Origin of the sequence: Chromohalobacter sp. (genome assembly GCF_039830575.1) — a bacterium.
Taxonomy (GTDB): domain Bacteria; phylum Pseudomonadota; class Gammaproteobacteria; order Pseudomonadales; family Halomonadaceae; genus Chromohalobacter; species Chromohalobacter israelensis.
Map to the genome: position 1 here is coordinate 1 of NZ_JBDOOX010000015.1, position 22,146 is coordinate 22,146.

The window sequence follows — 22,146 nt, forward strand, 5'->3', positions numbered from 1 at the left end:
CTGTACAATCACCATATCCCGCAGAAAGCGCTGCATCATCAATCGCCGATCACGGCGATGAAGGAATGGCAGGCCAAGCGGCCTGAGTTATTTACCAAACGGGTGGTTAATCACACGGGACCCGACACTTAACGCCTGCATGAACGAAGCGCGCCAGCGATGGCCAATCCTGCCTGTTCAAGCAGGTGATGTAGTCTCGATAGACGTTCGATAGTTCGGACTTGGTCATCTACGACCTCCTCTGTGCGGCAAGGCTTGACCATCGTTTGGAAGGCTGCGTCAACGCTTAACGCCGCCAGCAGGGGCAGACAAAGCGCGCAGCGGTTTGGCTGTCCCTCTGGCTGGCCTTGTTATGCATTTAGTTGCAGTAGGTTTGGCTGCCGATTTTTTGGCAAGTTGTACCATCTGAACCATAAGTTGTATTGCCTATGCGCTGAACGGTACTGCCGTCGGAGTTATAAAGAGTGTTACCGATTTGCTGAGATGTCGAGCCGTCAGAATGGTAGGTGGTGTTACCAATACGTTGTGATGTTGAACCATTGCTGCCGTATGAGGTATTTCCAATTTGTTGTGAAGTGGAACCATTGGAACCATAGGTTGTATTACCAATACTTTGATATGTAGTGCCAGATTGACCGTGTAAATAGTCCTCTGCTTGCGCTACGCCTGAAAATGCTACTATTGCCGAAATTACTAATATTGCTTTTTTCATAGGTGTTTCTCCGTTGGTTTGATTGCATAACGCCCGGCTCACGCGCCGGTTTGTAGCCGCGAAGCGGCGGAAAATCGGTCGCTGTGCAGCCGATTTTAAATAACTTCCGACTTAGTAGGGGTAAGAAAGGTCATCAATCCAGTCGCGTAGGTTGCGTTCACCAAAGGCAGTATTTCCAGGTCTGTATAGCCTTATCGCGTCACCAGTCTGCGGAGGTGAGCCAAATGAATTTTCAGGTTCATATCCCGTGGTAGATTGGGTATCAAGTGTAAAGGAACTTAACGGCCTTTCACTGTTTATTAAATATTGGCGGAACAGTGTAAGTGCCGGAATAACGTGATTGAACCAATCCTCAACCGGCTGATCTTGTGTACCGAGCTTCGGATACCGGTACGAGCTGCCGCCTAGATTCTGCCACCCAAAACGCTCAAAAAAGCTTTGGATTCGATTCCTCTCTTGGGGAGGCGCACCTTCAATGTCAAAAGTAATCACTATAGGTGTAGGGTCCCTGATGATCGGATCGCCTATAGAAGTTATCCTCTGCTAGCAGCGAGAGAGCTTCTTCAGCAATTCATCCGGGAGCAAGTTCATGGACATCAAGCTGCATAAACAAGCGACCACGACACCGAAGATCCGGGCCGAGATCCAGGCAGCGCCCTCCAGCATCACGGATAGCGAGCTGGCTCGCCAGTATGGTGTCGCCACCGCGACCATACGGCGCTGGCGCTACCGTGACGATGTCCATGATCGATCGCACACGCGTCACAACCTGCTGGCCACGCTCACGCCCGAGCAGGAGGAGGTGCTGATCGCAGCACGCGAATTCCTTCGCCTCGGCCTGGATGATCTCCTCGTCGTGGCGCGTGAGTTCCTGAACTCCCGGTTGTCTCGCTCCGGCCTGCATCGCATGCTCCAGCGGCGCGGCGTGCCGACACTGGCGGAACTGGCTCGGCAGGACATCGGAGATGACGAGAAACCGAGGCACAAGCCCTTCAAGGACTACGAACCGGGGTATGTGCACATCGACATCAAGCACCTGCCTCGGATGCCCGACGAGCAGCAGAAACGCTACCTGTACGTCGCCATCGATCGCGCCACGCGTTGGGTGTATCTGGAGATCCGAAGCAGTCAGTCCGCGAAGGATGCTCGCGCGTTCATGAAGCAGGTGGAAGAGAAGGCGCCCTTCAAGATCCAGACGGTGCTGACTGACAACGGCAAATCCTTTACCGATCGCTTCACACGTGCAGGTGAGCGCAAGCCCAGCGGCCGGCATCCGTTTGACCAGGAGTGCCAGGCACATGACATCGAACACCGCCTGATCAAGCCGGGAAAGCCGCAAACGAACGGCATGGTGGAGCGCTTCAACGGCCGCATCAGCGACGTGCTGGCGACTCGGCGCTATGCCTCAGGCGAGGACCTGGAACAGACGCTGAAACGCTATACCTGGCTGTACAATCACCACATCCCGCAGAAGGCACTGCACCATCAATCACCTATTGCGATGATGAAAGAATGGCAGACTAAACGGCCTGACTTATTTACCAGGCGGGTGGTTAATCACACGGGACCCGACATATAGGCATAGAAAATCCTAATATTTTTATAAATTTGGTTGAATGCAAAAATGGTAGCTAAGCATCTTTCATTTCGATTCCATTCTCTCGGCATGCCAACTCAATAAAGCGACGCATCGCCATGTTGGTCATCCACGTTTTTTCTGTGAGATGCCAAACCCAATGTAGGAGTTTCTCCGCTGAATCGCAGCTATTTAACGCAACGTTATACTCATAGCTCACGTTGATAACGATGTGCCCATCAGCTACGTAGACTTGGCGCTGAAGTTCCTCTTCTCTTTTTCTGAAATCCTCAAAGTCCATAATTCACTCTCCGGGTTTGTAAATATTTAACGCTTGGCTTTGCGGCGAACCGGAGCGCAGCGTAGGTGCGTCCGCCAACAGCCACTTGTTAAAACTTCTACGGCATAAGATCTTGTGGCGAAATTAGGTTCTTACCCGTTACTTCTTCGTCATACGCTGTTATCAATGCTTGAACGGATGATCTTGCGTTGCTTATCAGTGTGTAAGTCAGGTTGACGTTGCCGTTTCCTCTTCGATGAATATGAGGATATTTAGCAATATATTCCTGACTTAATTGACCATCCGAATGCACTAGAAAATGCCGTACTTCCAAATACGGAAGAGCATTGTCGATTAGTTGATCATCTATGTCCAAGCCGAGTTTACTCGCAACCTTTCTAAGCAAGTTCAAGGTGCTTCTCTCAGCTTCCAGAGACTGGAAGACCGATTCAGTAACCGCTTGGCAAACTGCATCCCAGTTCCCCAAGGCAAGCACAAGCTTTGCATCCATTTTAAAGGAATGCTCTCCAATCACTCGATTGGCATTAAAACCATTACGTGACGCTTGCTCTAAAATCAGCCTCAGATAATCGGTTACTTCTTCATACAAGTCTTTCAGATAGGATGAGTAAACCGTCTGCCTCAGATGGTTTATAGTATTTCTTCTGCTACCTTCGGAGTTCTGACGTCTTGCCAAATGCTGGTGCTTTTGAGGGTTCAAGTGCTTCAGAAGATTATTAGTTTGCGGATCTGTCAGATCCCCTCCTAGAACACCATCCCGGAGCACATCGATAAGCTCAATATCGTCATCAAAATAAGCAAGTTTTGACTCAAATGAATGAAATGCTTTGCTTTTTGGCATGCTCCTCCTCGAATTTTAACAGGTATTAGATAGCGCGCTCGTTTTGCTACTTGAACGAGCCGGCGCGTTCAATAAATCTTACCTTGCCCGCCATTGCCAACCTAAGCTTTTGATTTTAAAAAGAATTAAAAATACTTCGGCAATCTACGCAGTATTCGCGTGCCTGCTGCCTTTGCCGGCTTCTGTTGCTCTGTCAGCACTTCGGTGAGGTGCGGAGCCGTCAGCAGGCACGCTACCGCCCAGGCCACTGCATATCGTGTTGATGCGGTAGTCCCGTGTGTATCGGTTATTTTTTGAGCCGTCTAAGCGGTCTTGGAGATTCATACTAGGCGGGATGAGGTCGGTCAGCAAAGCGGATAAGGCGCTACTTATCGATGCAGTTCGTGGCCTGGAGAGAACGGTGATTATCGGCGGGTGAGGATGGTAAGTGCTGGCTTACTTGCAACGCAACGGGCAGCTTGGGCTACCCGTTTTCGGTGGTGATTGCTGCGCGGAGGCCAGGGTCAAGATTTATCCTCGTGATATATGTCTTCCTCAGAGGTTGGCGTTGTCGCGTCGGCTTCCTCAAAATCATCCACCGTGTCTTCTTGGTCCTGGGCGCGATGAGGCGTCGACTTGTCGACCTCGCCTTCAAAGGTGGAGAGCAGGACTTCGTTTTCGGCGTCCATATCGATGCTGCCCTGAAAGACGGCTCCGTCTTCCAGCACCAGGCAGGGGGTGATGATGGTGCCAACGATATATGCTGTATGATGGATGGAAATCTTGTGAGAGGCGATCAGTCGGCCTTCGACATGCCCTGCTACGTGTAGCGTCTGGGCATAGATATCCCCTTCCACACGGCCGGTATTGCCGATGCTGACCGTGTTGTGCTTGAACTCTACGGTACCCGCTACTTGGCCATCGATAATCAGTTCTTCCTCGCCGATGACGTTACCTTTAATGCTGGTTTGGGCGCCGATGATAGCGGTTCGCCCGGTCTTGTCTCGTGACCCGTCCGCTTGGGCGGTGCTTTTGGGGGAGGCGGGAGGCGGCACCGTATGGTCGGCAGGAACACTGTCGGGTTTGTGCTTGCTGAACATAGGGGTAGGTCCGAGTCGGGTAAGTAAGAATAACCGTATCAGGAAATATTGCCTTGTCGGCTTGAGATCAAAAGGATGAGTAGCTGACGAAAAGGCTTGTTAGTCGTGTTTTCTCAGTGTGTAGAAACCTGCCTATACTTGTACGTTCTATGCTGACCGAGGGGCCATTATGGGGGGCGCGGATGTATTTTTCGTCTTGAGCTTGATAGCGCTCATCATCATTGTGTTGGACGGCAAGAGGCGTATCAAACATCGTGCCTCCGCAGCCCAGCCGTCTTCCTGTCGTCAGCAGCAGCGTCAATCTCCCTCCCAAGAAGCCTCCAATCTACCGACTCAGCCGCAAAATCCCGCCAAGGAAGATTTACCGACATCCCCACCGACAGAAATCACCCCATGTTTGTCCGCGTCCGGCGGAAGCCTAATTGGTTCGACGCTGCGTATCGACGGTGATGTGAGTGCTCATGAAGCGCTGGTCATCAGTGGCGCCATCGTTGGCCATGTCACGGCCTGGGAGCACTCTGTCATGGTCAACGAAGCGGGCAGCGTATCTCCGCGTATCGAGGCGCGTACGATTTGCGTTGCCGGCAGTGTCACCGGCCAGCTCATGGCCACGGATCAAGCCATCATGCTCTCCAGTGCACGCGTAAGCGGCAGCATTGACGCAACACGCCTGAAATGTGAAAGCGGCGCCTGGCTAAAATCGACGGTTAAATGATGTGCTATCCGTCACCGCCCACTTTTGCCGTCGCTTGCTTTTGCGGTCCTGCTATTACATTCGAGGGTCAGCCCTGTTTCACGGCGCCAGCAGGTAGCCGCTGCGGTGCGCGTGGTGGCCGGCGACGTCGGCGATGATCATGCCGGCGGTGGCCATGCGGCGCTGGGTACGGGCATAGAACATGCCGTCCTGTTCGGCCCGCACGGCGTGTACGGCGTCGCTGATGGGATCGATGATCTCGGCGATCAGGTCGCCGCTCTTGACTTCCCGCCCGGGCGCCATGTGAAAGACCACCAGGCCGCCTGCCGGCGCGCGCAGGAAGTCCATGGCGGCGAGTTCGGTGGCGGGGTAGGGCAATGCCGGCAACGGCGGCGCGTCACCGTCGATCAGGGCGTGGTAGCGCATCCAGTCGAGGATCGCCTCGGCATCGCGATCGGCCATGGCATGCTCCACGTCCTGCTGGCCGCGCAGTTCGAGCGTGATCGACTGGCTGCCATAGGGAATGGGAAAGCGGTCGCCGAAGCGCTCGCGTAGCTGCTCCCAGACCAGGGTGAAGCATTCGTCGAACGAGCCACCGCCGGAGTCGGTGGCGAGCATGCTGGCCTTGGCGCCGAAATAACGTGCCAGGGGCTCGAAGTCGGGCCATGCCGCCGGGGTGGTATAGAGATGTTCGACGGCGTGGAAGTCGCAATGCAGGTCGAGGATGAAATCCGCCTCGCAGGCCAGGCGTTGCTGCGTCAGATGCAGGGACTCGTAGGTCGAGGTGGCCTGGGTGGCGTCCAGCACGGCGATGAAGCGTCGCCGAATCTCGTCCCGATTATGGACGGGATCTTGAGTCAGGGCGGTTTCCAGTCCCTCGGCGATGGCATCGGTGAGATCGCGATAGCCCCGGTTGAAATTGCTCACGCTCTCGAAGTCATAGCGCCCCAGCGGAATGTCCATCAACTGCTGGTCGAGCCCGATGGGGTTGGCGACGGGGACGACGATGACATGCGCCTTGAGTTGACCGGCCTCTTCCAGCGCTTTCAGGCGTTGCTTGAGCTTCCAGGCGACCAGCATGCCGGGGAGCTCGTCGGCGTGCAGCGAGCCTTGAATGTAGACGCGCCGCGCGTCATCGGGGCCGAAGTGGAAGCTTTCCAGCGCGCGCTGGGTGCCGGGAACGGGGCTCAGCAAGGGATGCGTGTGGTGTCGCATTATCTTTCCTTGAAAGTGCCGGCGGCCGAAGCCGCCGGCCATCGGATATCATTCGCCGACGGGGAGTGACAAGTCGTAGTCGAAGTACTGGTGCATCAGCTCATCGAAGGTGCCATCGGCATAGACGTCGCGCAGCGCCGCATTGAACTTCTCGGCGAGGGCCTCGTCGCGTTTGCGAAAGGCCATCGCCGCGCCCTTGCCGAAAATGGAAACGGGTTTCTTGATGCTGTCACCAATCTGCTTGAACTCGCTGTCCGCTTCATTGAAGTGGAAGGTGTCCACGGCCAGGGGATAGTCCTCGAACGAGAGATCGAGACGCCCGGCGACGAGGTCGTTGGCGACATCCTGCGATGACGAGTAACGGCGAATGTCGAGGGTGTCGCCGTACATCTGCGTGACGTAGCTGTCGCGGATGGTGCCGCGTTGCACGCCGACGGAAAGCCCCTCGAGCGAGGCCTTGTCGCTGATGTCGATGTCGCGGTCACGCCGCGTGATCCAGACACTGGGGGTGTTGTAGTAGGGAATCGAAAACAGCACCTGGTTTTCGCGCTCGGGGGTGATGGCCATCGAGGAGAGAATGGCGTCGTATTTGCGCGAGAGAAGCCCGGGGATGATGCCGTCCCAGGATTGCTCGACCCAGGTGCATTCGAGATCGGCGCGGGCACACAGCTCGTTGCCGAGGTCGATCTCGAAGCCCGCCAGTTCTCCTTCCGGGGTGCGATACACAAAGGGCTCGTAAGGCACGTCGATGGCCAGGCGCACCTCGTCGGTACCCCGTGCCTCGGCGGTGCCGGTCGCCAGGAACATTCCCAGCAGGGTCAGCGTGAGCAGCTTTTTCATGTCAACAATCTCGCGGTCGTCGTGAAGCGCAATGCTTCAACCGTTGATCGGCTTGAGGTGCGCCAGGAGTTTCTTTTCCAGATAGCGGAAGAGATACAGGATGGCGAAGGTCAAGCACAGGTAGATCGCCGCCACGAACAGGAAGGCGTCGAAGGGCGCGTAGAAGCGGGCATAGACGAAGCGGGCGGCCCCCGTGAGGTCCATGATCGTCACCACGCTGGCGATGGCGCTGGCATGGAGCATGAAGATCACCTCGTTGCCGTAGGCGGGCAGGGCGCGACGAAAGGCACTGGGCAGGATGATGCGGCGCATCATGAGCCCGCGCGACATGCCGTATGCCCTTGCAGCCTCGATCTCGCCGCGCGAGGTGGCCTTGATCGCGCCATGAAAGATCTCGGTGGTATAGGCGGCGGTATTGAGCGTGAAGGCGATCAGCGCAGGGAAGAAGGCATCCTTGAGCACCACCCACAGAATGGTGTCCTGAATGCCCTCGATGAACACCACGCCGTAATAGATCATGTATAGCTGAATCAGCAGCGGCGTGCCGCGAAACACGTAGGTGTAGAAGAACACCGGCCATTTGATCCACTTGCGGCGCGAGCCGCGGGCAATGGCGAGAGGCACGGCCAGCAGCAGGCCGATGACAAGGGACAAGAAGACCAGCCGCACGGTATTGCCCAGCCCGTCGAGGTAATACCCCAGGGTGTTGGCCGTGAAGATGGCGTTGCCCGCGAGCAGTTCGGTGAACCAGGCGTTCAGTTGTTCCATTCGTCCGCCTCCCCGAAACCGACGTTATAGCGTTTTTGCAGTCGCGCCACGCCCCACTCCGACACGCTCGCGATCAGCAGATAGATGACGGCGACCGGGATCATGAACAGGAAGGGTTCATGGGTGGCCTTGGTCGCCTCGGCGGCGATGCGCACCATGTCGGAAAGCCCGATGACGGAGACCAGGGCCGTGGTCTTGAGCAGTACCATCCAGTTGTTGCCCAGGCCGGGAAGGGCGTGACGCATCATTTGCGGAAACTGAATGCGCCGGAAGATGAGACGGCTGGACATGCCGTAGGCGCGTCCGGCCTCGAGCTGGCCGCTGTCGACGGCGAGGAAGGCGCCCCGGAATGTCTCGCCCATGTAGGCGCCGAAGATGAAGCCGATGGTGACGACGCCGGCGACGAATTCGTTGATGTTGATGAAGATATCCACATCGAACTGGTAATACAGCCAGTCGGTGATGGCATTGACGCCCATCTGGCCGCCGAAGAACAGCAGCAGCATCAATACCAGGTCGGGCACCCCGCGGATGAGGGTGGTATAGAGCGTGGCGATCCGGTGCAAGAGTCGGTGGCGAGACAGCTTGGCGCTGGCGGTGAGCAGGCCCAGGACCAGGGCCAGCAACAACGACAGCACGGCGACTTCCACCGTGACCAGGGCACCTTCGAGAAGCCGGGGGCCGTAGCCCTGCAGGTCGATCATGCGATGTTCTCCCGTCGCGGCATCAGTGCTTGGGTGCCAGGAATTGCTGGAGGCGTTCCGACTGGGGGTTGCCCAGCACTTCTTCCGGCGGCCCGGCTTCCTCGACCATGCCCTGGTGCAGGTAGATGACCTGCGTGGACACGTCGCGCGCGAAGCTCATCTCGTGGGTGACCACGATCATGGTGCGGCCCTCTTTCGCCAGGTCGCGCATGACCTTGAGCACGTCGCCGACGAGCTCGGGGTCGAGCGCCGAGGTCGGTTCGTCGAACAGCATCACTTCCGGATCCATGGCCAGGGCGCGGGCGATGGCGCCGCGTTGCTGCTGGCCGCCCGACATCTGGGCCGGGTAGTAGTCGGCATGGTCGAGCAGGCCCACCCGATCGAGCAGCTCGCGGGCATGCTCGGTGGCCGCCTTGCGGGTCTTGCCCAGCACATGGATCGGCGCCTCGATGACGTTTTCGAGCAGCGTCATGTGGGCCCACAGATTGAAACTCTGGAAGACCATCGAAAGCTTGGCGCGAATGCGTTCGACCTGTTTCCAGTCGGCGGGCTCGCGGCCATGACGCGTGGTCTTGAAGGCGATGTTCTCGCCATGCACGATCAATTCGCCTTCATTGGGCTGTTCGAGGAGGTTCATGCAGCGCAGGAAGGTGCTCTTGCCGGAGCCGGAGGCGCCGATCAGCGTGATCACGTCGCCCTTGTGGGCGGTGAGGGAGAGCCCCTTGAGGACTTCGTTGTCACCGAAGCGCTTGGTGATGTCTCGCACTTCGAGGGGAATGGGCGTATCAGCCATGAAAAGCTCCAAACGTGGCGGTAAGTCACGGTCGGCACACCGGCGGCGATGAAGAAGCCAAGGAGCGCGGTGTGGTGACCTTGGGGCGGCTAGCGCGAAAAGGGAGCGATTCTAGCAGGCCGCGAGCGACCGAGTAGACTCGACTTGGCGGCCGATGATACGACTTTTGTTGTATGAATGCGTCGTTTTGGGCATGGGAGATCGTCCTGTCGTTGTTGTCGTTGTGAGTGTTGTCGTGATGAGCGCCGTGTGCGAAACGCGGCGCGGCGAATGAAATGGCGCGTCTACGGCGGCGGGCAGGCACGCACCAGGAGCGCGGCACGTGCACCGACTTCCACCTGCGCATTGGGAAACACCACCGCGACCGGGGCATCCTCGACGCGGATGTCGCCGACCTCGCCATCGTGCGCCAGTGGCGTACCCACGGCGAACTCGGTGAAGTTGGGCGTCGTCTCGGCAAAGCGCAACTGGAAGTCGCTCGACTGGCGCATCAGCTCGGTGACGACACCGAAGAAGCGCATGCTGTCGACCTCGCCCTCGGGGGCCGGGCGCCCCTCGAGCAGGGCGTCGAGCAGGCGGCTCATGCCGGTCAGCGCGGCCAGATCGTTCTCGCCGAAGGGGCGTACCTTGCCGAGCTCCAGGGTGAAGGCCTGCGCGCCGTGATAATGCTTCGAATAATGCGAAAAGGTCCAGCTATGGCGATGTTGATGCAGGATCGCCTGCATGCCGGCGGCGGCCAGCCAGCGCCATTGTTCGTGCGTCGTGCGCGTCTCGGCGTGGGGGTCGACGGCGAAACACGGATAGCGACTCTCGCGAATCGCGGTGTGCATGTCGTAGTGCAGGCGCGGCAAGCGATGGCGGGCAAAGAAGGCGTCCACCGCACTCATCAACTCGCGGGCGCGGTCGGGCTCGGGTCCCGAGAGGTCAAGGTCACGCCGAAACAGGCGGTTGAGATTCGTGGTGCAGAAGCGCTCCCCGCGGCGAATCGCTTCCAGGTTGCCGAGTATCACCAGCACCGGCGCGCCCAGCGTCGAGCGGCCGGCTTCCAGGCGTGCCAGCCATTCGCCGACGAGCTCGATGGGCGCGGTCTCGTTGCCATGAATGCCCGCCGAGATGACGCAGGCGTGGGCATGGGGGGCAGGGGCGTCGGGAGTCAGCTCCAGCAGCCCCGGCGCCAGCAGACGGTAGCGACCGCCCGGCACCGTGCCCCGATCGACGGCCGGCGGCGTACCGTCGAGGCTGAAGGCGAGCCAGTCGTCGAGCATGCTCAACGCTCCTCGCGGTGCGCACCGCACCCCTCGGTGAAGACACCGGGTGCATGCATGCCGATGGTGGAGGAATCCTGCTCAAGAGCCCCGTCGTGACTCGATGACGGCGTGAGGAACGCTTGGTCGATCATGTCGTGCGCCTGTTGTGTTATGGCGACGTCCGCGTATCGCGATATCCGCGCGCGGGCGCGCTGTTGGCTGCAAGCTGCGCTAATGCGGGATTAGCGCTGTCGATATCCCTACATTACGAGCCGGGCGCACGACCACAAGAGGGGAGGTCGGAGTAATGAAAATGCCTGGCTCCACGATGAAAACCGGGCAACGGTCGATAACGGTCAACGCTTGGCGTCAGAGACCTCGGGCGCCGGTGTAGAGGGTGTAGATCGACTGGCTGGCCGTCATCAGCAGCCGGTTGCGATCCTTCCCCACGAAGCACACGTTGGCGCACACTTCCGGCAGCAGGATGCGAGCCAGGCGCTCGCCGCCGGGGGTGAAGACCGACACGCCGTCCTTGCCTTCCCCGCCCGAGACGCTGCTCCAGATGTTGCCGTCCTGGTCCAGGGTGATGCCGTCGTAGCCCTCGTCCTGGCTCGAGATCACGATCTCACGGTCGCCCTGAGCGGTGCCATCCGCCGCCAGACGCCAGCGCGAGATGGTGGCCGGCTGATCGGGATAGTGCGAAGGCGCGGTATCGCTGGCGTAGAGGGTGCGCTTGTCGGCGGAGAGCGCGATGCCGTTGGGCTTGTAGAGGGCATCGGAAAACAGTCTCGGCTCGTCGAGGTCGTCATCGATGTAATAGATCGCCGGGTCGAGCTCGAGTTCGCGCTTGTGGCCTTCGTAGTCCACGTGGGCGCCGTAGCCCGGGTCGGTGAACAGGATGCCGCCGTTGTCGAGGGCGACCAGGTCATTGGGGGCGTTGAGGCGCTTGCCCTGATAATGCGTGGCCAGCACCGTCAGGCTGCCGTCCCATTCGTAGCGCACCACGCGGGCGGGTGAGTGCTCACATGCCACCAGACGTCCCCAGCGGTCGAAGGTATTGCCGTTGGAATGGCCGACGCCTTCGCGCAGGACGCTGACCGTGCCGCTGGCCTCGTCCCAGCGCATTTGCTGGGCACGGGGGATGTCGCTGAACACGGCGTAGCGGCCCACGGCGTTCCAGGCGGGGCCTTCGAGCCACAAGCCGCCGCTCCATTGGCGCTCCAGCGGCGTGTTGAAGACGTAATAAGGCTTGAACCGATCGTCGAGTACCTGCCAGGCATCGTCGGGATAACGCTGCGGCGTACCGGTGCCGTTCGTCTGCGCCAATAGCGTCGGCGCGAAGGTCGCCGTGGCGGCGAAAGCGGTCGAGGTAGCCAGAAACTGGCGGCGTCCCATGGTCATGGCGTGGGGTCCTTGTCGTTGAAAGTGAGGGTGTGTGACGAGGTTCCTGTCTTTTGAATGTAGAACTCTCTGAACCGTATGTTGAACCTATTCGACCAATAGGGGAGAGGCAGCGGTGCTTGCGCTGCGAGCGTGCTGGTCGAAGTGGACACTCACATTGCGGCAATACCCTAAAGAACAGGCCACGACGGTCGATAATACCCTTGCATCAATCATGATGAATGTACGCAAAGGGCAAGGGGGGGTTAATGACTGATTCGAGCGTAGTCGCTCACTCGGGCGAGACAACGGCGCCCGTGGCCGCAGACGATGCCGGCGTCGCGCCGACGCCGACGCGGTGGACACTCAAGCGCAAGCTATGGTTGACGCTGGGGCTGATGTGGCTGGTGATGATCGCCATCGTAGTCAGCCTGGCGTGGCAGAGTCGCAACGTGATGTTCGAAGAGCGCAAGCAGGCGCTTTCCAACACCATTGGCATGGTGCACACCCTGTTGAACGGCTATGCCGAGCAGGTCGAGGCGGGCGAATTGAGCGAAGCCGAAGCCAAGGCTCGCGCGACGAAAGATCTCGATGCGATCCGCTTCGGCAGCGACCGCGACAACTATGTCTTCGTCTTCAACGCCGATGCCGAGCTCGTCTACCATCCGCGCCGTGACGCCGGTACGGACATGTCGAATTACGAAGATCCCAACGGCGTGGCCGTTTATCGTGATCTGGCGTCGCTCGCGGAGGAAGGCAGCGGTTACTTGCCGTATGCCTCGCGCGATGCGAGCAGTGACGCGCTCTTTCCCAAGCTGAGCTACGTCGAGCGTTTCCAGCCCTGGGGCTGGAACATGGCGGCCGGCGTCTATACCAACGATATCCAGGCCGCCTTCATCGACAAGCTCTGGACATACGCACTGGTGCTGCTCGTCGCGGGCGGTTTCTTGACGGCGGCCTTCCTGGTGGTGATCCGCAGCGTCTACCGCAGTCTCGGGGGCGAGCCCGACGAGGCGGCGCGCGTGGTGGGGCGCATCGCCGAGGGCGATCTGACCACGCCCACTGCATTGCGCGACGGCGATACGCAAAGCCTGATGTACGCCATCGAGCGCATGCGACTCGAACTGAGTCGCACGATCGCCCGTATCCGTCAGTCCAGCGAGGCCATCGACCAGGGCTCGCGGGAAATCGCCTCGGGCAACAACGACCTGTCCTCGCGTACCGAGGAACAGGCGGCGTCGCTGGCGGAGACCGCATCGAGCATGGAAGAGTTGACCGCGACGGTGCGCCAGAATGCGGAAAACGCCAATCAGGCCAACAAGCTTTCGGATGCCACCACGGCGTCGGTGGCACATGGCCAGGAAGTGATTTCCCAGGTCGTGAGCACCATGGGCGAGATTCGTTCCAGTTCCAGCAAGGTGGCCGATATCATCTCGATGATCGATGACATCGCCTTCCAGACCAATCTGCTGGCGCTCAATGCGTCCGTGGAAGCGGCGCGTGCCGGGGAGCAAGGCCGTGGTTTCGCGGTGGTCGCCAGCGAGGTGCGCAATCTGGCCAGTCGCAGTGCAGACGCGGCACGCGATATCAAGACGTTGATCGAGGGCTCGGTGAGCCACGTCAATGCCGGGGCCGAACTCGTCGACCAGGCCGATAGCGCGATGGGCGAGATTCGCGATGGTGCCCAGCGTGTCAGCGACTTGATGGCCGAGATCTCGGCTGCTTCGCAGGAGCAGTCCTCGGGCATCGAGCAGGTCAACCAGGCCGTCACCCAGATGGACCAGGTCACCCAGCAAAACGCGGCGCTGGTGCAGCAGGCAGCGGGCGCCGCCGGGTCGCTCGAGACGCAGGCCGCCGATCTCTACCAGGCGGTGGTACGCTTCCGCGTGGCCTCGGATCGCTAGCCTCGACACGGCGTGCGCATCGTTCGCGCACGCCAACGAAACGTAAACGCCCCGGCGGTGACCGCCGGGGCGTTTGCATGAGCGGAGCTGGTATCACGGGAGCTGGTATCACGATGCCAGGCGACGCATTTCCTCCTGGTACGTCTCGGCCAGCGACTGCTTGGTGGCATCGTCGAAGACACGCCCGGCCAGCTGGAAGACTTCCTGTTCTTCTTCGTCGAGATGGTGGGTGACGAGCTCCTGCAACTGGCGTGCGGCCGCGACCCAACCCGGCGAGCTATAGTCGGTTTCCTCCAGCGTCTCGATCAACTCATCGATCTCATGATGTTCGGCCACGCTATGCCGCGCTTTTTCCTGGGTCATGTCGTGCTCCATCATCGGCACGTAGAGCGCCCGCTCCTCGGCGCCGGCGTGATGTTCCAGCTCGGCGCGCACGCGCTTGAACAGCTCATCGCGGCCGTCGCTGTCGCCTTGGGTCTTGACCAGCAGGTCGAGCAGGGTGCGCTGTTTGTCGTGACTTTCGCGAAGTGCTTCGAATAACGTCATGATCCTCTCCCTAGATCGTTCACGGTCAGGGCTCGTGGTGTACGTGCCACCCCGAGCCCTTTTCCTACCTTAAGCGATGCGCGTCGTCGGCGCGAGTCGTGCTCGGGTGCGGCATCTAGATCGCCTCGATGATGGCCTGCGCCAGGTCGCGCGTCGTGCCTTGGCCCTTGAGATCGGGCGTCAGCACGCCGGGGTCGGCCTTGGCGAGAACCGACTCGATGGCGTCGAGCATGGCCTTGCCGGCGTCCTCGTGACCCAGATGATCGAGCATCATCGCGCCGCACCAGATCTGGCCGATGGGGTTGGCGACGCCCTGACCGGCGATGTCCGGGGCACTGCCGTGGACCGGTTCGAAGAGGCTGGGGAAGTCGCCTTCGGGGTTGATGTTGGCCGAGGGGGCAACGCCGATGGTACCGGTACAGGCGGGCCCCAGGTCGGAGAGGATGTCGCCGAACAGATTGCTGGCGACGACCACGTCGAACCAGTCGGGATGGAGCACGAAGTTGGCGGCGAGAATGTCGATGTGGAATTGGTCCACCGCGACCTCGGGGTACGCGCCGTGCATGGCTTTCACGCGCTCGTCCCAATACGGCATGGTGATCGAGATGCCGTTGGACTTGGTGGCCGAGGTGAGCTTGCGGCGCGGACGCTTCCGAGCGAGCTCGAAAGCGTACTTGAGAACGCGGTCGACCCCGGTGCGCGTCATCACGGTTTCCTGCATCACCGTCTCGCGGGGCGTGCCCTCGAAGATCTTGCCGCCGATGCTCGAATACTCGCCCTCGGTATTCTCGCGTACCACGTAGAAGTCGATCTCGCCGGGCTGGCGGTCGGCCAGCGGGCTCTTGATGCCGGGCATCAGCTTGCAGGGGCGCAGATTGATGTACTGGTCGAACTCGCGCCGGAACTGCAGCAACGAGCCCCACAGCGACACGTGATCGGGAACCTTCTCGGGCATGCCGACGGCGCCGAAGAAGATGGCATCGAACCGGGAGAGCGTGGCCTTCCAGTCATCCGGCAGCATCTGGCCGTGCTCGAGATAGTAGTCGCAGCTGGCGAAGTCGAAGTCTTCGAAGGTGAGATCGATGTTGAAGCGTTCGGCCGCGGCCTTCAGGGCGCGAACGCCTTCCGGCGTGACTTCGGTGCCGATGCCGTCACCGGGAATGACGGCGATGCTGTGAGCCTTGCGGGGTGCCTGGTCGTTGGCCATGGTTGGCTTACCTCATGAAGTCGATGAGTTGATGAAGGATTGCATCCGGTGCTTCTTCGGGGAGGTAATGTCCGCAGGGCAGCGTGCCGCCCTCGACGCCAGCGCCGGAAACGGCACGCCACTCGGCGAGTGCATCGAAGCAACGTTCGATGGTGCCGAATTCCCCCCAGAGTACTTTCAGTGGAACGGATAGATGTCGGCCGGCCTCCCGGTCCGAGCGGTCGTGTTCCAGGTCGATGGTGCGAGAGGCACGATAGTCTTCACACAGCCCGTGAGCCGCGCCCGGAAGCGCCAGGCAGCGTTGGTACTCGGCGATCGCTTGAGGATCGAACGGGTCCAGCCCGGCATGACGGCTTCCCATGATTCGGGTGACGTAATCGGCGGGTGCCGCTTCGATCCAGGATTCGGGTAGCGGTCTGGGCTGGATCAGAAAGAACCAATGCCAGTAGGCGGTCGCGAATGCGAGGTCGGTGGCCTCGTACATCGCCAGCGTCGGCGCAATGTCCAGTACCATCAGCCTTTCGACTCGCTCGGCATGATCCAGTGCCAGCCGGTGTGCGACCCGTCCGCCACGATCATGCCCGCAGAGAAAGAAACGCTCGTACCCCAATGCCTGCATGACGGCGACCTGATCCAATGCCATGCGCCGCTTGCTGTAGTTGAGGTGTCGGCGGTCTCCCTCAGGCTTGCCGGAGTCGCCGTAGCCGCGCAAGTCGGTGGCGATCACGGTGTAACGTTCGGCCAGACGAGGGGCGAGTCGATGCCAGATGACGTGGGTCTGAGGGTGGCCGTGGAGCAGCAACAATGGCGGGCCTTCACCGCCGATCACGCCATGAATGACGAGTCCGTTTTCCACCTCGATATCGAATTCGCGAAATCCGTCGAACATTGGTTTGGCCTCGTCATTGGCTTGTCCAGCAGCTTGTCCCTAGTGTAGAGGCTGAAGTTTTCGGGACAATCCGGGTATTATTGGATTTAATGTTGCGTTGAAGTGGAGAATCCGATGTCGGCGGTCGACGATCTGGCCTTCTTTCAGCGGGTGGCTCAGGCCGGCAGCCTGACCGGCGCGGCGCGTGAGCTCGGGCTGTCGCTGTCGGCGGTGAGCAAGCGGTTGCAGCAGCTGGAGGCACGTCTGGGGGTGTCGCTGGCGGCAAGGACGACGCGGCGGCTAGCGCTGACGGCGGAAGGGGAGCGCTATCTGACGCGTGGCGCGATGATCCTCGGCGACCTGAGCGATCTCGAATCCTCACTGCGTGATCAGGACGCCTTGCTGTCGGGACGGCTGCGCATAAACGCCACGTTCGGCTTCGGGCGTCGCCATGTGGCGCCGCTGATCTCGCGCTTTGCCGAGCTGCATCCACAACTGGAGCTGCTGCTGGAACTGACCAGCTTCCCGCTGGGGCTCGACGAGCAGGGATTCGATATCAACATTCGCGTCGGCGAGCCGCCGGATTCGCGCTGGATTGCCAGGCGGCTGCTTTCCAATCGCCGGATACTCTGTGCGGCGCCGGCGTATCTGGCCAATGCCCCGAAGCTGGAAACGCTGGAGGATCTGGCCCACCATCGGTGTCTGATCGTACGCGAGAACGACACCGATTATTCCTTGTGGCGGTTCGAGGCGACTGACGGGACGCGCGGCCAACGGGCCGTGCGCGTCAATGGTCGACTGGCCAGCAACGATGCCGAGGCCATGACGCGGATGGCGCTCGATGGCCACGGTATATTGCTGCGCTCCTGGTGGGATGTGCATGAATACCTGGCGAGCGGCGATCTGGTGCCCCTGCTGCCGCAGTGGCAGGGGGTGCGCGCGGATTTTTACCTGCTCTACAGCGAGCGGATGCGGGAAAACGCGCGGGTACGCAAATTCGTCGATTTCATGATCACGGAGATGACCGGCCGTGTGCCGGCGTTGCCCGATACGCCGCCTTGATATCCCGAGGTGTCCGACAAGGCTATGCTATCTGCTATGATGTGCCGCCTCGCGGAGAGGGTCTGCCCCGCGCCGCGTTTCCGAGGTCACAGGGAGTCGAGGGATTGAATATCCTGATGTTCACCAACACCTACTGCCCGATCGTCGGTGGGGTGAGTGAATCCGTGCAGCGTCTCAAACGCTGCTTGCAGCGCCAGGGACATAGCGTGCTGATCGTGGCGCCGAAACTGGACGGACAGCCGCGTTTCGAGCGCGATGTCGTACGCGTGGTGGCCATGCAGCGGTTCAACGGCAGCGATTTTTCCCTCCCCGTGCCGGTTCCCGGCCAATTGTACGAAGCGATCGAGGCGTTCCAGCCCGATCTGGTGCATGCGCACCACCCCTTCCTGCTGGGGGATACGGCGGCGCGCGTGGCGCAGACCTACGGCCTGCCGCTGATTTTCACCCACCACACGCTCTACGAGCATTACACGCATTACGTTCCCGGCGATTCACCGCGGATGCAGCGTTTCGCCATTGCCCTGGCCAGTGAATACACGCGGTTGTGCGATGCGGTGATCGCACCCAGCGAGAGCATCGCTGAGCTGCTGGCCCAGCGCGGCGTGCGTGCCGAGAAGGTGCGCGTGATTCCCAGTGGCGTGGATACGCGGACTTTCGCGCAGGGTGACGGCGGGCGCTGGCGTCAGCGCTTCGGCATTCCCGATGACGCCATGGTGGTGGGGCATGTGGGACGTCTGGCGATGGAGAAAAACCTCGATTTCCTGGCGGCCGCGCTGGCGCGTTTTCTGGCGCGACATCCCAAGGCGCGCGCCCTGATCGTCGGCGAGGGCGAGGCACGCATGGCGATGCACGAACACGCGGCCCGCGAGGGTGTGGCGGATCGTTTTCACTACACCGGCAAGCTGCATGACCAGGCCTTGATCGATGCCTACCACGCCATGGATGCCTTCGCCTTCGCCTCGCACAGCGAAACCCAGGGCATGGTGATCGCCGAGGCCATGGCGGCGGGCTTGCCGGTGGTCGCGATCAACGCCAGTGGCGTGCGTGAAGTCCTGCGCGACGGTGTCAACGGCATCATGCTCCCCGGCGACGATATCGACGCCTTCGCCAATGCGCTGGAGACGCTGCAATCCTCGGCACGGCGCGAGGCCTTGCGTCAGGGGGCGCTGGAGAGCGCGCATGCGTTCGATGAACGTCGCTGTGCCGAGCGCTGCCTGACGGTCTACCGGCAGGTGCTGGAGGCCGAGACGAGTGCGGCGGAACGCGACGATGGCGCCTGGGAAAAGGTTCGCGGTCGTCTCGAGGCCGAGTGGCGCCTGCTACGGCATCGCGGCCGCGTGCTGCGTTCGGTGTTTCAAACCCTGCCGGTCAGCGAGACGCCGCCGGTGGAAGAAGTCCCCAGCAAGTGAATGTCACTGCGGCGGGCGCGTCGTCACGCGCTTGCCGCGTCGGTCGGCATAGCGCTTGAGCCCCCACAGCAAGCCCACCGCCACGACGATGCCGGCGCTGGCGACCAGCAAGCCTTCGCGACTTTCCGCGGTCATCAGCGAGCCGAGCTGACTGCCCAGCAGGGTGACGCCCAGCAAGCCCGGTGCAATGCCCAGCGTGGAGCCGACCATGTAGTCGCGAAAGCGCAGGTGACATGCGCCAGCGAGCATGTTGGTCAAGGTGAAGGGTGCCAAGGGCAGCAGATTGAAGAACACCATGGTGCGAACGCCGCGCCCCGCGAGGAGTCGCGCCAGGCCGTTGAGCTTCTGGCCGCCGTGGCGTAGGAGTGCGTCGCGTCCCAGCGCTCTCCCTACCCAGTAAGTGGCGATCGACGCCGACAGCGTCCCTAGCATGGCGTAGACGAAGCCCCAGGCGGGGCCGAAGACCAGGCCGGTGGCAGCGACTAGCACGCTCAATGGAAAGACGACCAGGGAAGTGAGGGCATACACACCCATGACGGCCAGGGGCGCCCAGGGGGCGTCGCGCCATGAGGCGGCATTTTGCAGCAGATGGAGCAGCGCTTGCGGGGTCAGAATGTCGTGCATGGCGAGCCATTGCCAGAGCAGGCCACAGCCGAGCATGACACCGAGCAAGATGAAGAGAATTCCGAGAGAACGAGACATGCGGGCACTCTATGCGTGAACTGCGCCAAGCATACGTGAGAGCCCGCACGGGGAAAACACGGCACTTTGCGTGCCGTGTCGGGCGCGGACCACTCTTACAGTGACAGCGCCTCTTTCACTACCGGCCAAGCTGCGTCGCCATCGGTAGTGGTCACGCCGTCGAGCATTTCCTCGACGCGATCCGGATGATCCTCGATCCAGGTCGTGGCCACAGTGCCGAGCTCTTTCTCATCAAGACCAAAGGCCTTGATCATCCAGCTTTGTTGTTCGGCGGTAAACGTGAAGTTCTTGAAGAACGCCGTCAAGTTGGGGTTGTCGTCAGCGAAGTCCGAGCTCATCAGGGTCAGCACCTGGCTGGCGCCGTTGCCCTCACCGAGCAGGTTCTTGCTGTCGTCGAGATAGCGCATCGGCAGCTCGAGGTTCATCCAGTGCGGCGTCCAGCCGACCCAGACGATGGGCTCCTCGCGCGAGATGGAATCGCGCGCCGCGCTGAGCATACCCACGGTGCTGGTATCCACTAGCTGCCAGTCACCGAGTCCCCAGGTGTCGTTATCGATCGCCTTGTTGAGGATCTCGCTGGCGGCGGAGCCGGCGCCGAAGCCATGAATCTTGCCGTCGAACATGTCGCGGTGCTCGTCGAGGTCTTCGAACGAGGTTACGCCTTGTTCGTAGACATACTCGGGCACCGCCAGCGTCATTTGCGCACCATCGACGTTGTTGACGATACGCTTCACGCTTCCCTTGTCTTCCATCGGTGTGAGCATCGGCTCTTGTGCCGGTAGCCAACCGCCCAGGAAGACATCCAGATCGCCGCTTTCCATGCCCTGGTAGATGACCTGCAGGCCGACGTCATCGGTTTTCGATTCATAGCCGAGGGGCGCCAACAGTTGGCTGGCGATTTCGGTCTTGACCGTGATGCCAGGCCACGAGGGTACACCGAAAGCGACCGTGTCGGCTGCCTGGGCCGGCATGGCGAAGCCCATACCGGCGGCGAGCGGTAGCCCGACGAGCAAGGGACGAAGCGAATGAGACATCAGGAAACTCCCGTTTCATTGGTGGATGTTGTCGGAGTAGCGGGCGCGACTGTAGAGGCGTGGCGCGCCAACACGCGTAGATGCGATTCGAGGTGGTCGATATCCAAATAGGTGCCTTGCAGATGACGACGGCCGGTATTGGGATCGAAGGCGCCGCGCCCATGCAGTACACGGCGGTTATCGAAGGCCACCATCTGACCAGGTTCGAGCGCGAAGTCGACCCGGAAACGCGGCTCGCGCAGGCGCTGCCAGAAGATCAGGTATGCTTCGTACCAGGCATCGGCTTCTTCCGGCGGGAGACGCAGGGTGTCGCGAATCCAGTTGTTGAAGCGGACTTCACGAATGCGGCCGGTGTCATCGACCTCGATGACCGGCGCGCGCACGGCGATGTCGCTGTCTTCGTCCTGGAAACGGAAATCGATAGGCGTATCGCGCAGACGGAGGAAGAGCTCCGGCGCTTCATGACGCAGCGCCTCGGCCACGGCGAAGCCATCGGCGAACAGCGATTCGCCGCCTTCGGCTTCATTCTCCAGGCAATACAGCAGCTGGATGTCCGGCGGATGGCGCCAGTTGGGGAGGTCGGTGTGCAGCTCGAGGCCGATGGCCGTGTAAGCGGCATTGTTGGGGTTCGGCTTGGACTGGACGTCGAAACGTGCGCCGAAGTTGGTGGCCCGCATCGGCCCGAACAGTTCGGCGATGCGCACGACCTCCTCGAGCTCGCGCGGACCGTCGTCGAGCAGGACCAGGCCGTCGCGCAACAGGGCGGTCAGCCACTCGCGCCGGCCCTCGTGGCCGCCCATCATCTCAGCATGCGGCACATGTGCCGGGGTGAAACCTTCGCGCCAGGCTTCGGCACGGGGAACGCCGTCATCGATGCGCGATTCGGGACGGCGCTGGTGCAGCCAGCCGGCGTCGAAGCGCGACTCGTGACCGTCGGCCCAGCGCAGCACCAGCACGCCGTCCTCGACGCTGGCTTCGGGCCGAGCGTTCAGGAAGTTTTCGTCCTCGAGCGGCATGTAAAGACGCTCGCGCGTCATGGGATGACGGCACTCGGGGCAGGCGCAGTGGTCGCGCAGCCAGCGGTAGCTGAAGCGCGCGCTGTCGGCGTTTTCCCAGGTGATCTCCAGCGCCTTGTCGTGGGCCTGGCTGGTGCGCAGTGCGGGCCCTTGTGCGTAAGGGAACAGCTCGCTCATCTCGACGGCGGGGGATTGGCTCTGGGACTGCATGCTGGCCTCCTGATATTGGGTCGTGCGAATCGGTCACT

General features: G+C 60.9%; 23 protein-coding genes and 1 pseudogene. 6 read left to right on the plus strand and 18 right to left on the minus strand.

From position 1 onward, the window contains the following. A pseudogene (locus ABGX75_RS14625) lies at positions 1–132 on the plus strand (IS481 family transposase); the annotation flags it as partial. Between the two features lie 226 nt (positions 133–358). On the opposite strand, the gene ABGX75_RS14630 reads toward ABGX75_RS14625, so the two are convergent. Beyond that, entirely contained in the window at positions 359–712 is a 354-nt protein-coding gene (locus tag ABGX75_RS14630; RefSeq protein ID WP_347411083.1) for a hypothetical protein, read from the minus strand. 589 nt (positions 713–1,301) lie between these two features. Here ABGX75_RS14630 and ABGX75_RS14635 point away from each other — a divergent pair. Beyond that, a complete protein-coding gene (locus ABGX75_RS14635) occupies positions 1,302–2,291 on the plus strand; it encodes an IS481 family transposase (RefSeq protein ID WP_035409841.1) in 990 nt (329 codons plus the stop codon). A gap of 52 nt (positions 2,292–2,343) precedes the next feature. Here ABGX75_RS14635 and ABGX75_RS14640 read toward each other — a convergent pair whose 3' ends face one another. From ABGX75_RS14640 to ABGX75_RS14650, 3 genes are all read right to left on the minus strand, one after another. Continuing rightward, a complete protein-coding gene (locus tag ABGX75_RS14640) occupies positions 2,344–2,589 on the minus strand; it encodes a hypothetical protein (protein WP_347411084.1) in 246 nt (81 codons plus the stop codon). Between the two features lie 97 nt (positions 2,590–2,686). Then, positions 2,687–3,430, minus strand: a complete 744-nt coding sequence (locus ABGX75_RS14645) for a hypothetical protein (RefSeq protein ID WP_347411085.1) — start codon at positions 3,428–3,430, stop codon at positions 2,687–2,689. A 503-nt stretch (positions 3,431–3,933) separates the two neighbouring features. Further along, positions 3,934–4,509, minus strand: coding sequence for a polymer-forming cytoskeletal protein (locus ABGX75_RS14650; protein ID WP_347411086.1), 576 nt, complete (start codon positions 4,507–4,509; stop codon positions 3,934–3,936). A 169-nt stretch (positions 4,510–4,678) separates the two neighbouring features. On the opposite strand from ABGX75_RS14650, the gene ABGX75_RS14655 reads away from it, so the two are divergent. Continuing rightward, the gene (locus tag ABGX75_RS14655; RefSeq protein WP_181396260.1) at positions 4,679–5,224 is read left to right on the plus strand and encodes a polymer-forming cytoskeletal protein; all 546 of its coding nucleotides are present in this window, start codon (positions 4,679–4,681) and stop codon (positions 5,222–5,224) included. Between the two features lie 78 nt (positions 5,225–5,302). Here the strand turns inward: ABGX75_RS14655 and ABGX75_RS14660 are convergent, their stop codons facing one another. The 8 genes from ABGX75_RS14660 to ABGX75_RS14695 form a co-directional block, all read right to left on the minus strand. Then, a complete protein-coding gene (locus ABGX75_RS14660) occupies positions 5,303–6,418 on the minus strand; it encodes a succinylglutamate desuccinylase/aspartoacylase family protein (RefSeq protein ID WP_347411087.1) in 1,116 nt (371 codons plus the stop codon). A 48-nt stretch (positions 6,419–6,466) separates the two neighbouring features. Then, entirely contained in the window at positions 6,467–7,258 is a 792-nt protein-coding gene (locus tag ABGX75_RS14665; protein WP_035413508.1) for a transporter substrate-binding domain-containing protein, read from the minus strand. Positions 7,259–7,294: 36 nt separating this feature from the next. Continuing rightward, positions 7,295–8,026 (minus strand): ABC transporter permease, encoded by a 732-nt coding sequence (locus ABGX75_RS14670; RefSeq protein WP_301968881.1) that lies wholly within the window; start codon positions 8,024–8,026, stop codon positions 7,295–7,297. Further along, positions 8,014–8,730 carry an ABC transporter permease gene (locus ABGX75_RS14675; RefSeq protein ID WP_011508075.1) on the minus strand — a complete coding sequence of 239 codons (717 nt, stop codon included), beginning with the start codon at positions 8,728–8,730 and terminating at the stop codon, positions 8,014–8,016. Before ABGX75_RS14675 ends, ABGX75_RS14670 begins: the two co-directional genes overlap by 13 nt. Before the next feature lie 22 nt (positions 8,731–8,752). Beyond that, positions 8,753–9,523: an ATP-binding cassette domain-containing protein gene (locus ABGX75_RS14680; RefSeq protein ID WP_011508074.1), complete on the minus strand. Its 771-nt coding sequence runs from the start codon at positions 9,521–9,523 to the stop codon at positions 8,753–8,755. 284 nt (positions 9,524–9,807) lie between these two features. Beyond that, a complete protein-coding gene (locus ABGX75_RS14685) occupies positions 9,808–10,788 on the minus strand; it encodes a succinylglutamate desuccinylase (protein WP_347411088.1) in 981 nt (326 codons plus the stop codon). A 2-nt stretch (positions 10,789–10,790) separates the two neighbouring features. Further along, positions 10,791–10,922: a hypothetical protein gene (locus tag ABGX75_RS14690; RefSeq protein ID WP_263433922.1), complete on the minus strand. Its 132-nt coding sequence runs from the start codon at positions 10,920–10,922 to the stop codon at positions 10,791–10,793. A 217-nt stretch (positions 10,923–11,139) separates the two neighbouring features. Further along, entirely contained in the window at positions 11,140–12,171 is a 1,032-nt protein-coding gene (locus tag ABGX75_RS14695) for an SMP-30/gluconolactonase/LRE family protein (RefSeq protein ID WP_347411089.1), read from the minus strand. A 296-nt stretch (positions 12,172–12,467) separates the two neighbouring features. On the opposite strand from ABGX75_RS14695, the gene ABGX75_RS14700 reads away from it, so the two are divergent. Then, complete coding sequence (locus tag ABGX75_RS14700) at positions 12,468–14,054, plus strand: methyl-accepting chemotaxis protein (protein WP_347411090.1); 1,587 nt, start codon at positions 12,468–12,470, stop codon at positions 14,052–14,054. Positions 14,055–14,162: 108 nt separating this feature from the next. Here ABGX75_RS14700 and ABGX75_RS14705 read toward each other — a convergent pair whose 3' ends face one another. From ABGX75_RS14705 to ABGX75_RS14715, 3 genes are all read right to left on the minus strand, one after another. Further along, entirely contained in the window at positions 14,163–14,600 is a 438-nt protein-coding gene (locus tag ABGX75_RS14705) for a hemerythrin domain-containing protein (RefSeq protein WP_011508070.1), read from the minus strand. A gap of 115 nt (positions 14,601–14,715) precedes the next feature. Then, complete coding sequence (locus ABGX75_RS14710; protein ID WP_035413517.1) at positions 14,716–15,807, minus strand: tartrate dehydrogenase; 1,092 nt, start codon at positions 15,805–15,807, stop codon at positions 14,716–14,718. A gap of 7 nt (positions 15,808–15,814) precedes the next feature. Further along, positions 15,815–16,696 (minus strand): alpha/beta hydrolase, encoded by an 882-nt coding sequence (locus ABGX75_RS14715; protein ID WP_110061083.1) that lies wholly within the window; start codon positions 16,694–16,696, stop codon positions 15,815–15,817. Positions 16,697–16,810: 114 nt separating this feature from the next. On the opposite strand from ABGX75_RS14715, the gene ABGX75_RS14720 reads away from it, so the two are divergent. Then, positions 16,811–17,737: a LysR family transcriptional regulator gene (locus tag ABGX75_RS14720; RefSeq protein WP_347411091.1), complete on the plus strand. Its 927-nt coding sequence runs from the start codon at positions 16,811–16,813 to the stop codon at positions 17,735–17,737. A 104-nt stretch (positions 17,738–17,841) separates the two neighbouring features. Next, the gene (locus ABGX75_RS14725; protein WP_240673384.1) at positions 17,842–19,146 is read left to right on the plus strand and encodes a glycosyltransferase; all 1,305 of its coding nucleotides are present in this window, start codon (positions 17,842–17,844) and stop codon (positions 19,144–19,146) included. A 3-nt stretch (positions 19,147–19,149) separates the two neighbouring features. Here the strand turns inward: ABGX75_RS14725 and ABGX75_RS14730 are convergent, their stop codons facing one another. The 3 genes from ABGX75_RS14730 to ABGX75_RS14740 form a co-directional block, all read right to left on the minus strand. Then, a complete protein-coding gene (locus ABGX75_RS14730; protein WP_035413523.1) occupies positions 19,150–19,848 on the minus strand; it encodes a TVP38/TMEM64 family protein in 699 nt (232 codons plus the stop codon). Between the two features lie 95 nt (positions 19,849–19,943). Continuing rightward, complete coding sequence (locus tag ABGX75_RS14735) at positions 19,944–20,882, minus strand: ABC transporter substrate-binding protein (RefSeq protein ID WP_035413524.1); 939 nt, start codon at positions 20,880–20,882, stop codon at positions 19,944–19,946. Beyond that, on the minus strand, positions 20,882–22,108 hold the full coding sequence (locus ABGX75_RS14740) for a TauD/TfdA family dioxygenase (protein ID WP_035413526.1): 1,227 nt from the start codon (positions 22,106–22,108) through the stop codon (positions 20,882–20,884). Before ABGX75_RS14740 ends, ABGX75_RS14735 begins: the two co-directional genes overlap by 1 nt. Between the last annotated feature and the right edge of the window lie 38 nt (positions 22,109–22,146).

Coding starts and splice junctions, on each gene's coding strand:
- ABGX75_RS14685 (WP_347411088.1), bottom strand. CDS start 10,788: ATGCTCGACGACTGGCTCGCCTTCAGCCTCGACGGTACGCCGCCGGCC.
- ABGX75_RS14730 (WP_035413523.1), bottom strand. CDS start 19,848: ATGTCTCGTTCTCTCGGAATTCTCTTCATCTTGCTCGGTGTCATGCTC.
- ABGX75_RS14660 (WP_347411087.1), bottom strand. CDS start 6,418: ATGCGACACCACACGCATCCCTTGCTGAGCCCCGTTCCCGGCACCCAG.
- ABGX75_RS14720 (WP_347411091.1), top strand. CDS start 16,811: ATGTCGGCGGTCGACGATCTGGCCTTCTTTCAGCGGGTGGCTCAGGCC.
- ABGX75_RS14665 (WP_035413508.1), bottom strand. CDS start 7,258: ATGAAAAAGCTGCTCACGCTGACCCTGCTGGGAATGTTCCTGGCGACC.
- ABGX75_RS14655 (WP_181396260.1), top strand. CDS start 4,679: ATGGGGGGCGCGGATGTATTTTTCGTCTTGAGCTTGATAGCGCTCATC.
- ABGX75_RS14715 (WP_110061083.1), bottom strand. CDS start 16,696: ATGTTCGACGGATTTCGCGAATTCGATATCGAGGTGGAAAACGGACTC.
- ABGX75_RS14735 (WP_035413524.1), bottom strand. CDS start 20,882: ATGTCTCATTCGCTTCGTCCCTTGCTCGTCGGGCTACCGCTCGCCGCC.
- ABGX75_RS14680 (WP_011508074.1), bottom strand. CDS start 9,523: ATGGCTGATACGCCCATTCCCCTCGAAGTGCGAGACATCACCAAGCGC.
- ABGX75_RS14675 (WP_011508075.1), bottom strand. CDS start 8,730: ATGATCGACCTGCAGGGCTACGGCCCCCGGCTTCTCGAAGGTGCCCTG.
- ABGX75_RS14740 (WP_035413526.1), bottom strand. CDS start 22,108: ATGCAGTCCCAGAGCCAATCCCCCGCCGTCGAGATGAGCGAGCTGTTC.
- ABGX75_RS14690 (WP_263433922.1), bottom strand. CDS start 10,922: ATGATCGACCAAGCGTTCCTCACGCCGTCATCGAGTCACGACGGGGCT.
- ABGX75_RS14705 (WP_011508070.1), bottom strand. CDS start 14,600: ATGACGTTATTCGAAGCACTTCGCGAAAGTCACGACAAACAGCGCACC.
- ABGX75_RS14630 (WP_347411083.1), bottom strand. CDS start 712: ATGAAAAAAGCAATATTAGTAATTTCGGCAATAGTAGCATTTTCAGGC.
- ABGX75_RS14640 (WP_347411084.1), bottom strand. CDS start 2,589: ATGGACTTTGAGGATTTCAGAAAAAGAGAAGAGGAACTTCAGCGCCAA.
- ABGX75_RS14645 (WP_347411085.1), bottom strand. CDS start 3,430: ATGCCAAAAAGCAAAGCATTTCATTCATTTGAGTCAAAACTTGCTTAT.
- ABGX75_RS14635 (WP_035409841.1), top strand. CDS start 1,302: ATGGACATCAAGCTGCATAAACAAGCGACCACGACACCGAAGATCCGG.
- ABGX75_RS14650 (WP_347411086.1), bottom strand. CDS start 4,509: ATGTTCAGCAAGCACAAACCCGACAGTGTTCCTGCCGACCATACGGTG.
- ABGX75_RS14695 (WP_347411089.1), bottom strand. CDS start 12,171: ATGACCATGGGACGCCGCCAGTTTCTGGCTACCTCGACCGCTTTCGCC.
- ABGX75_RS14710 (WP_035413517.1), bottom strand. CDS start 15,807: ATGGCCAACGACCAGGCACCCCGCAAGGCTCACAGCATCGCCGTCATT.
- ABGX75_RS14670 (WP_301968881.1), bottom strand. CDS start 8,026: ATGGAACAACTGAACGCCTGGTTCACCGAACTGCTCGCGGGCAACGCC.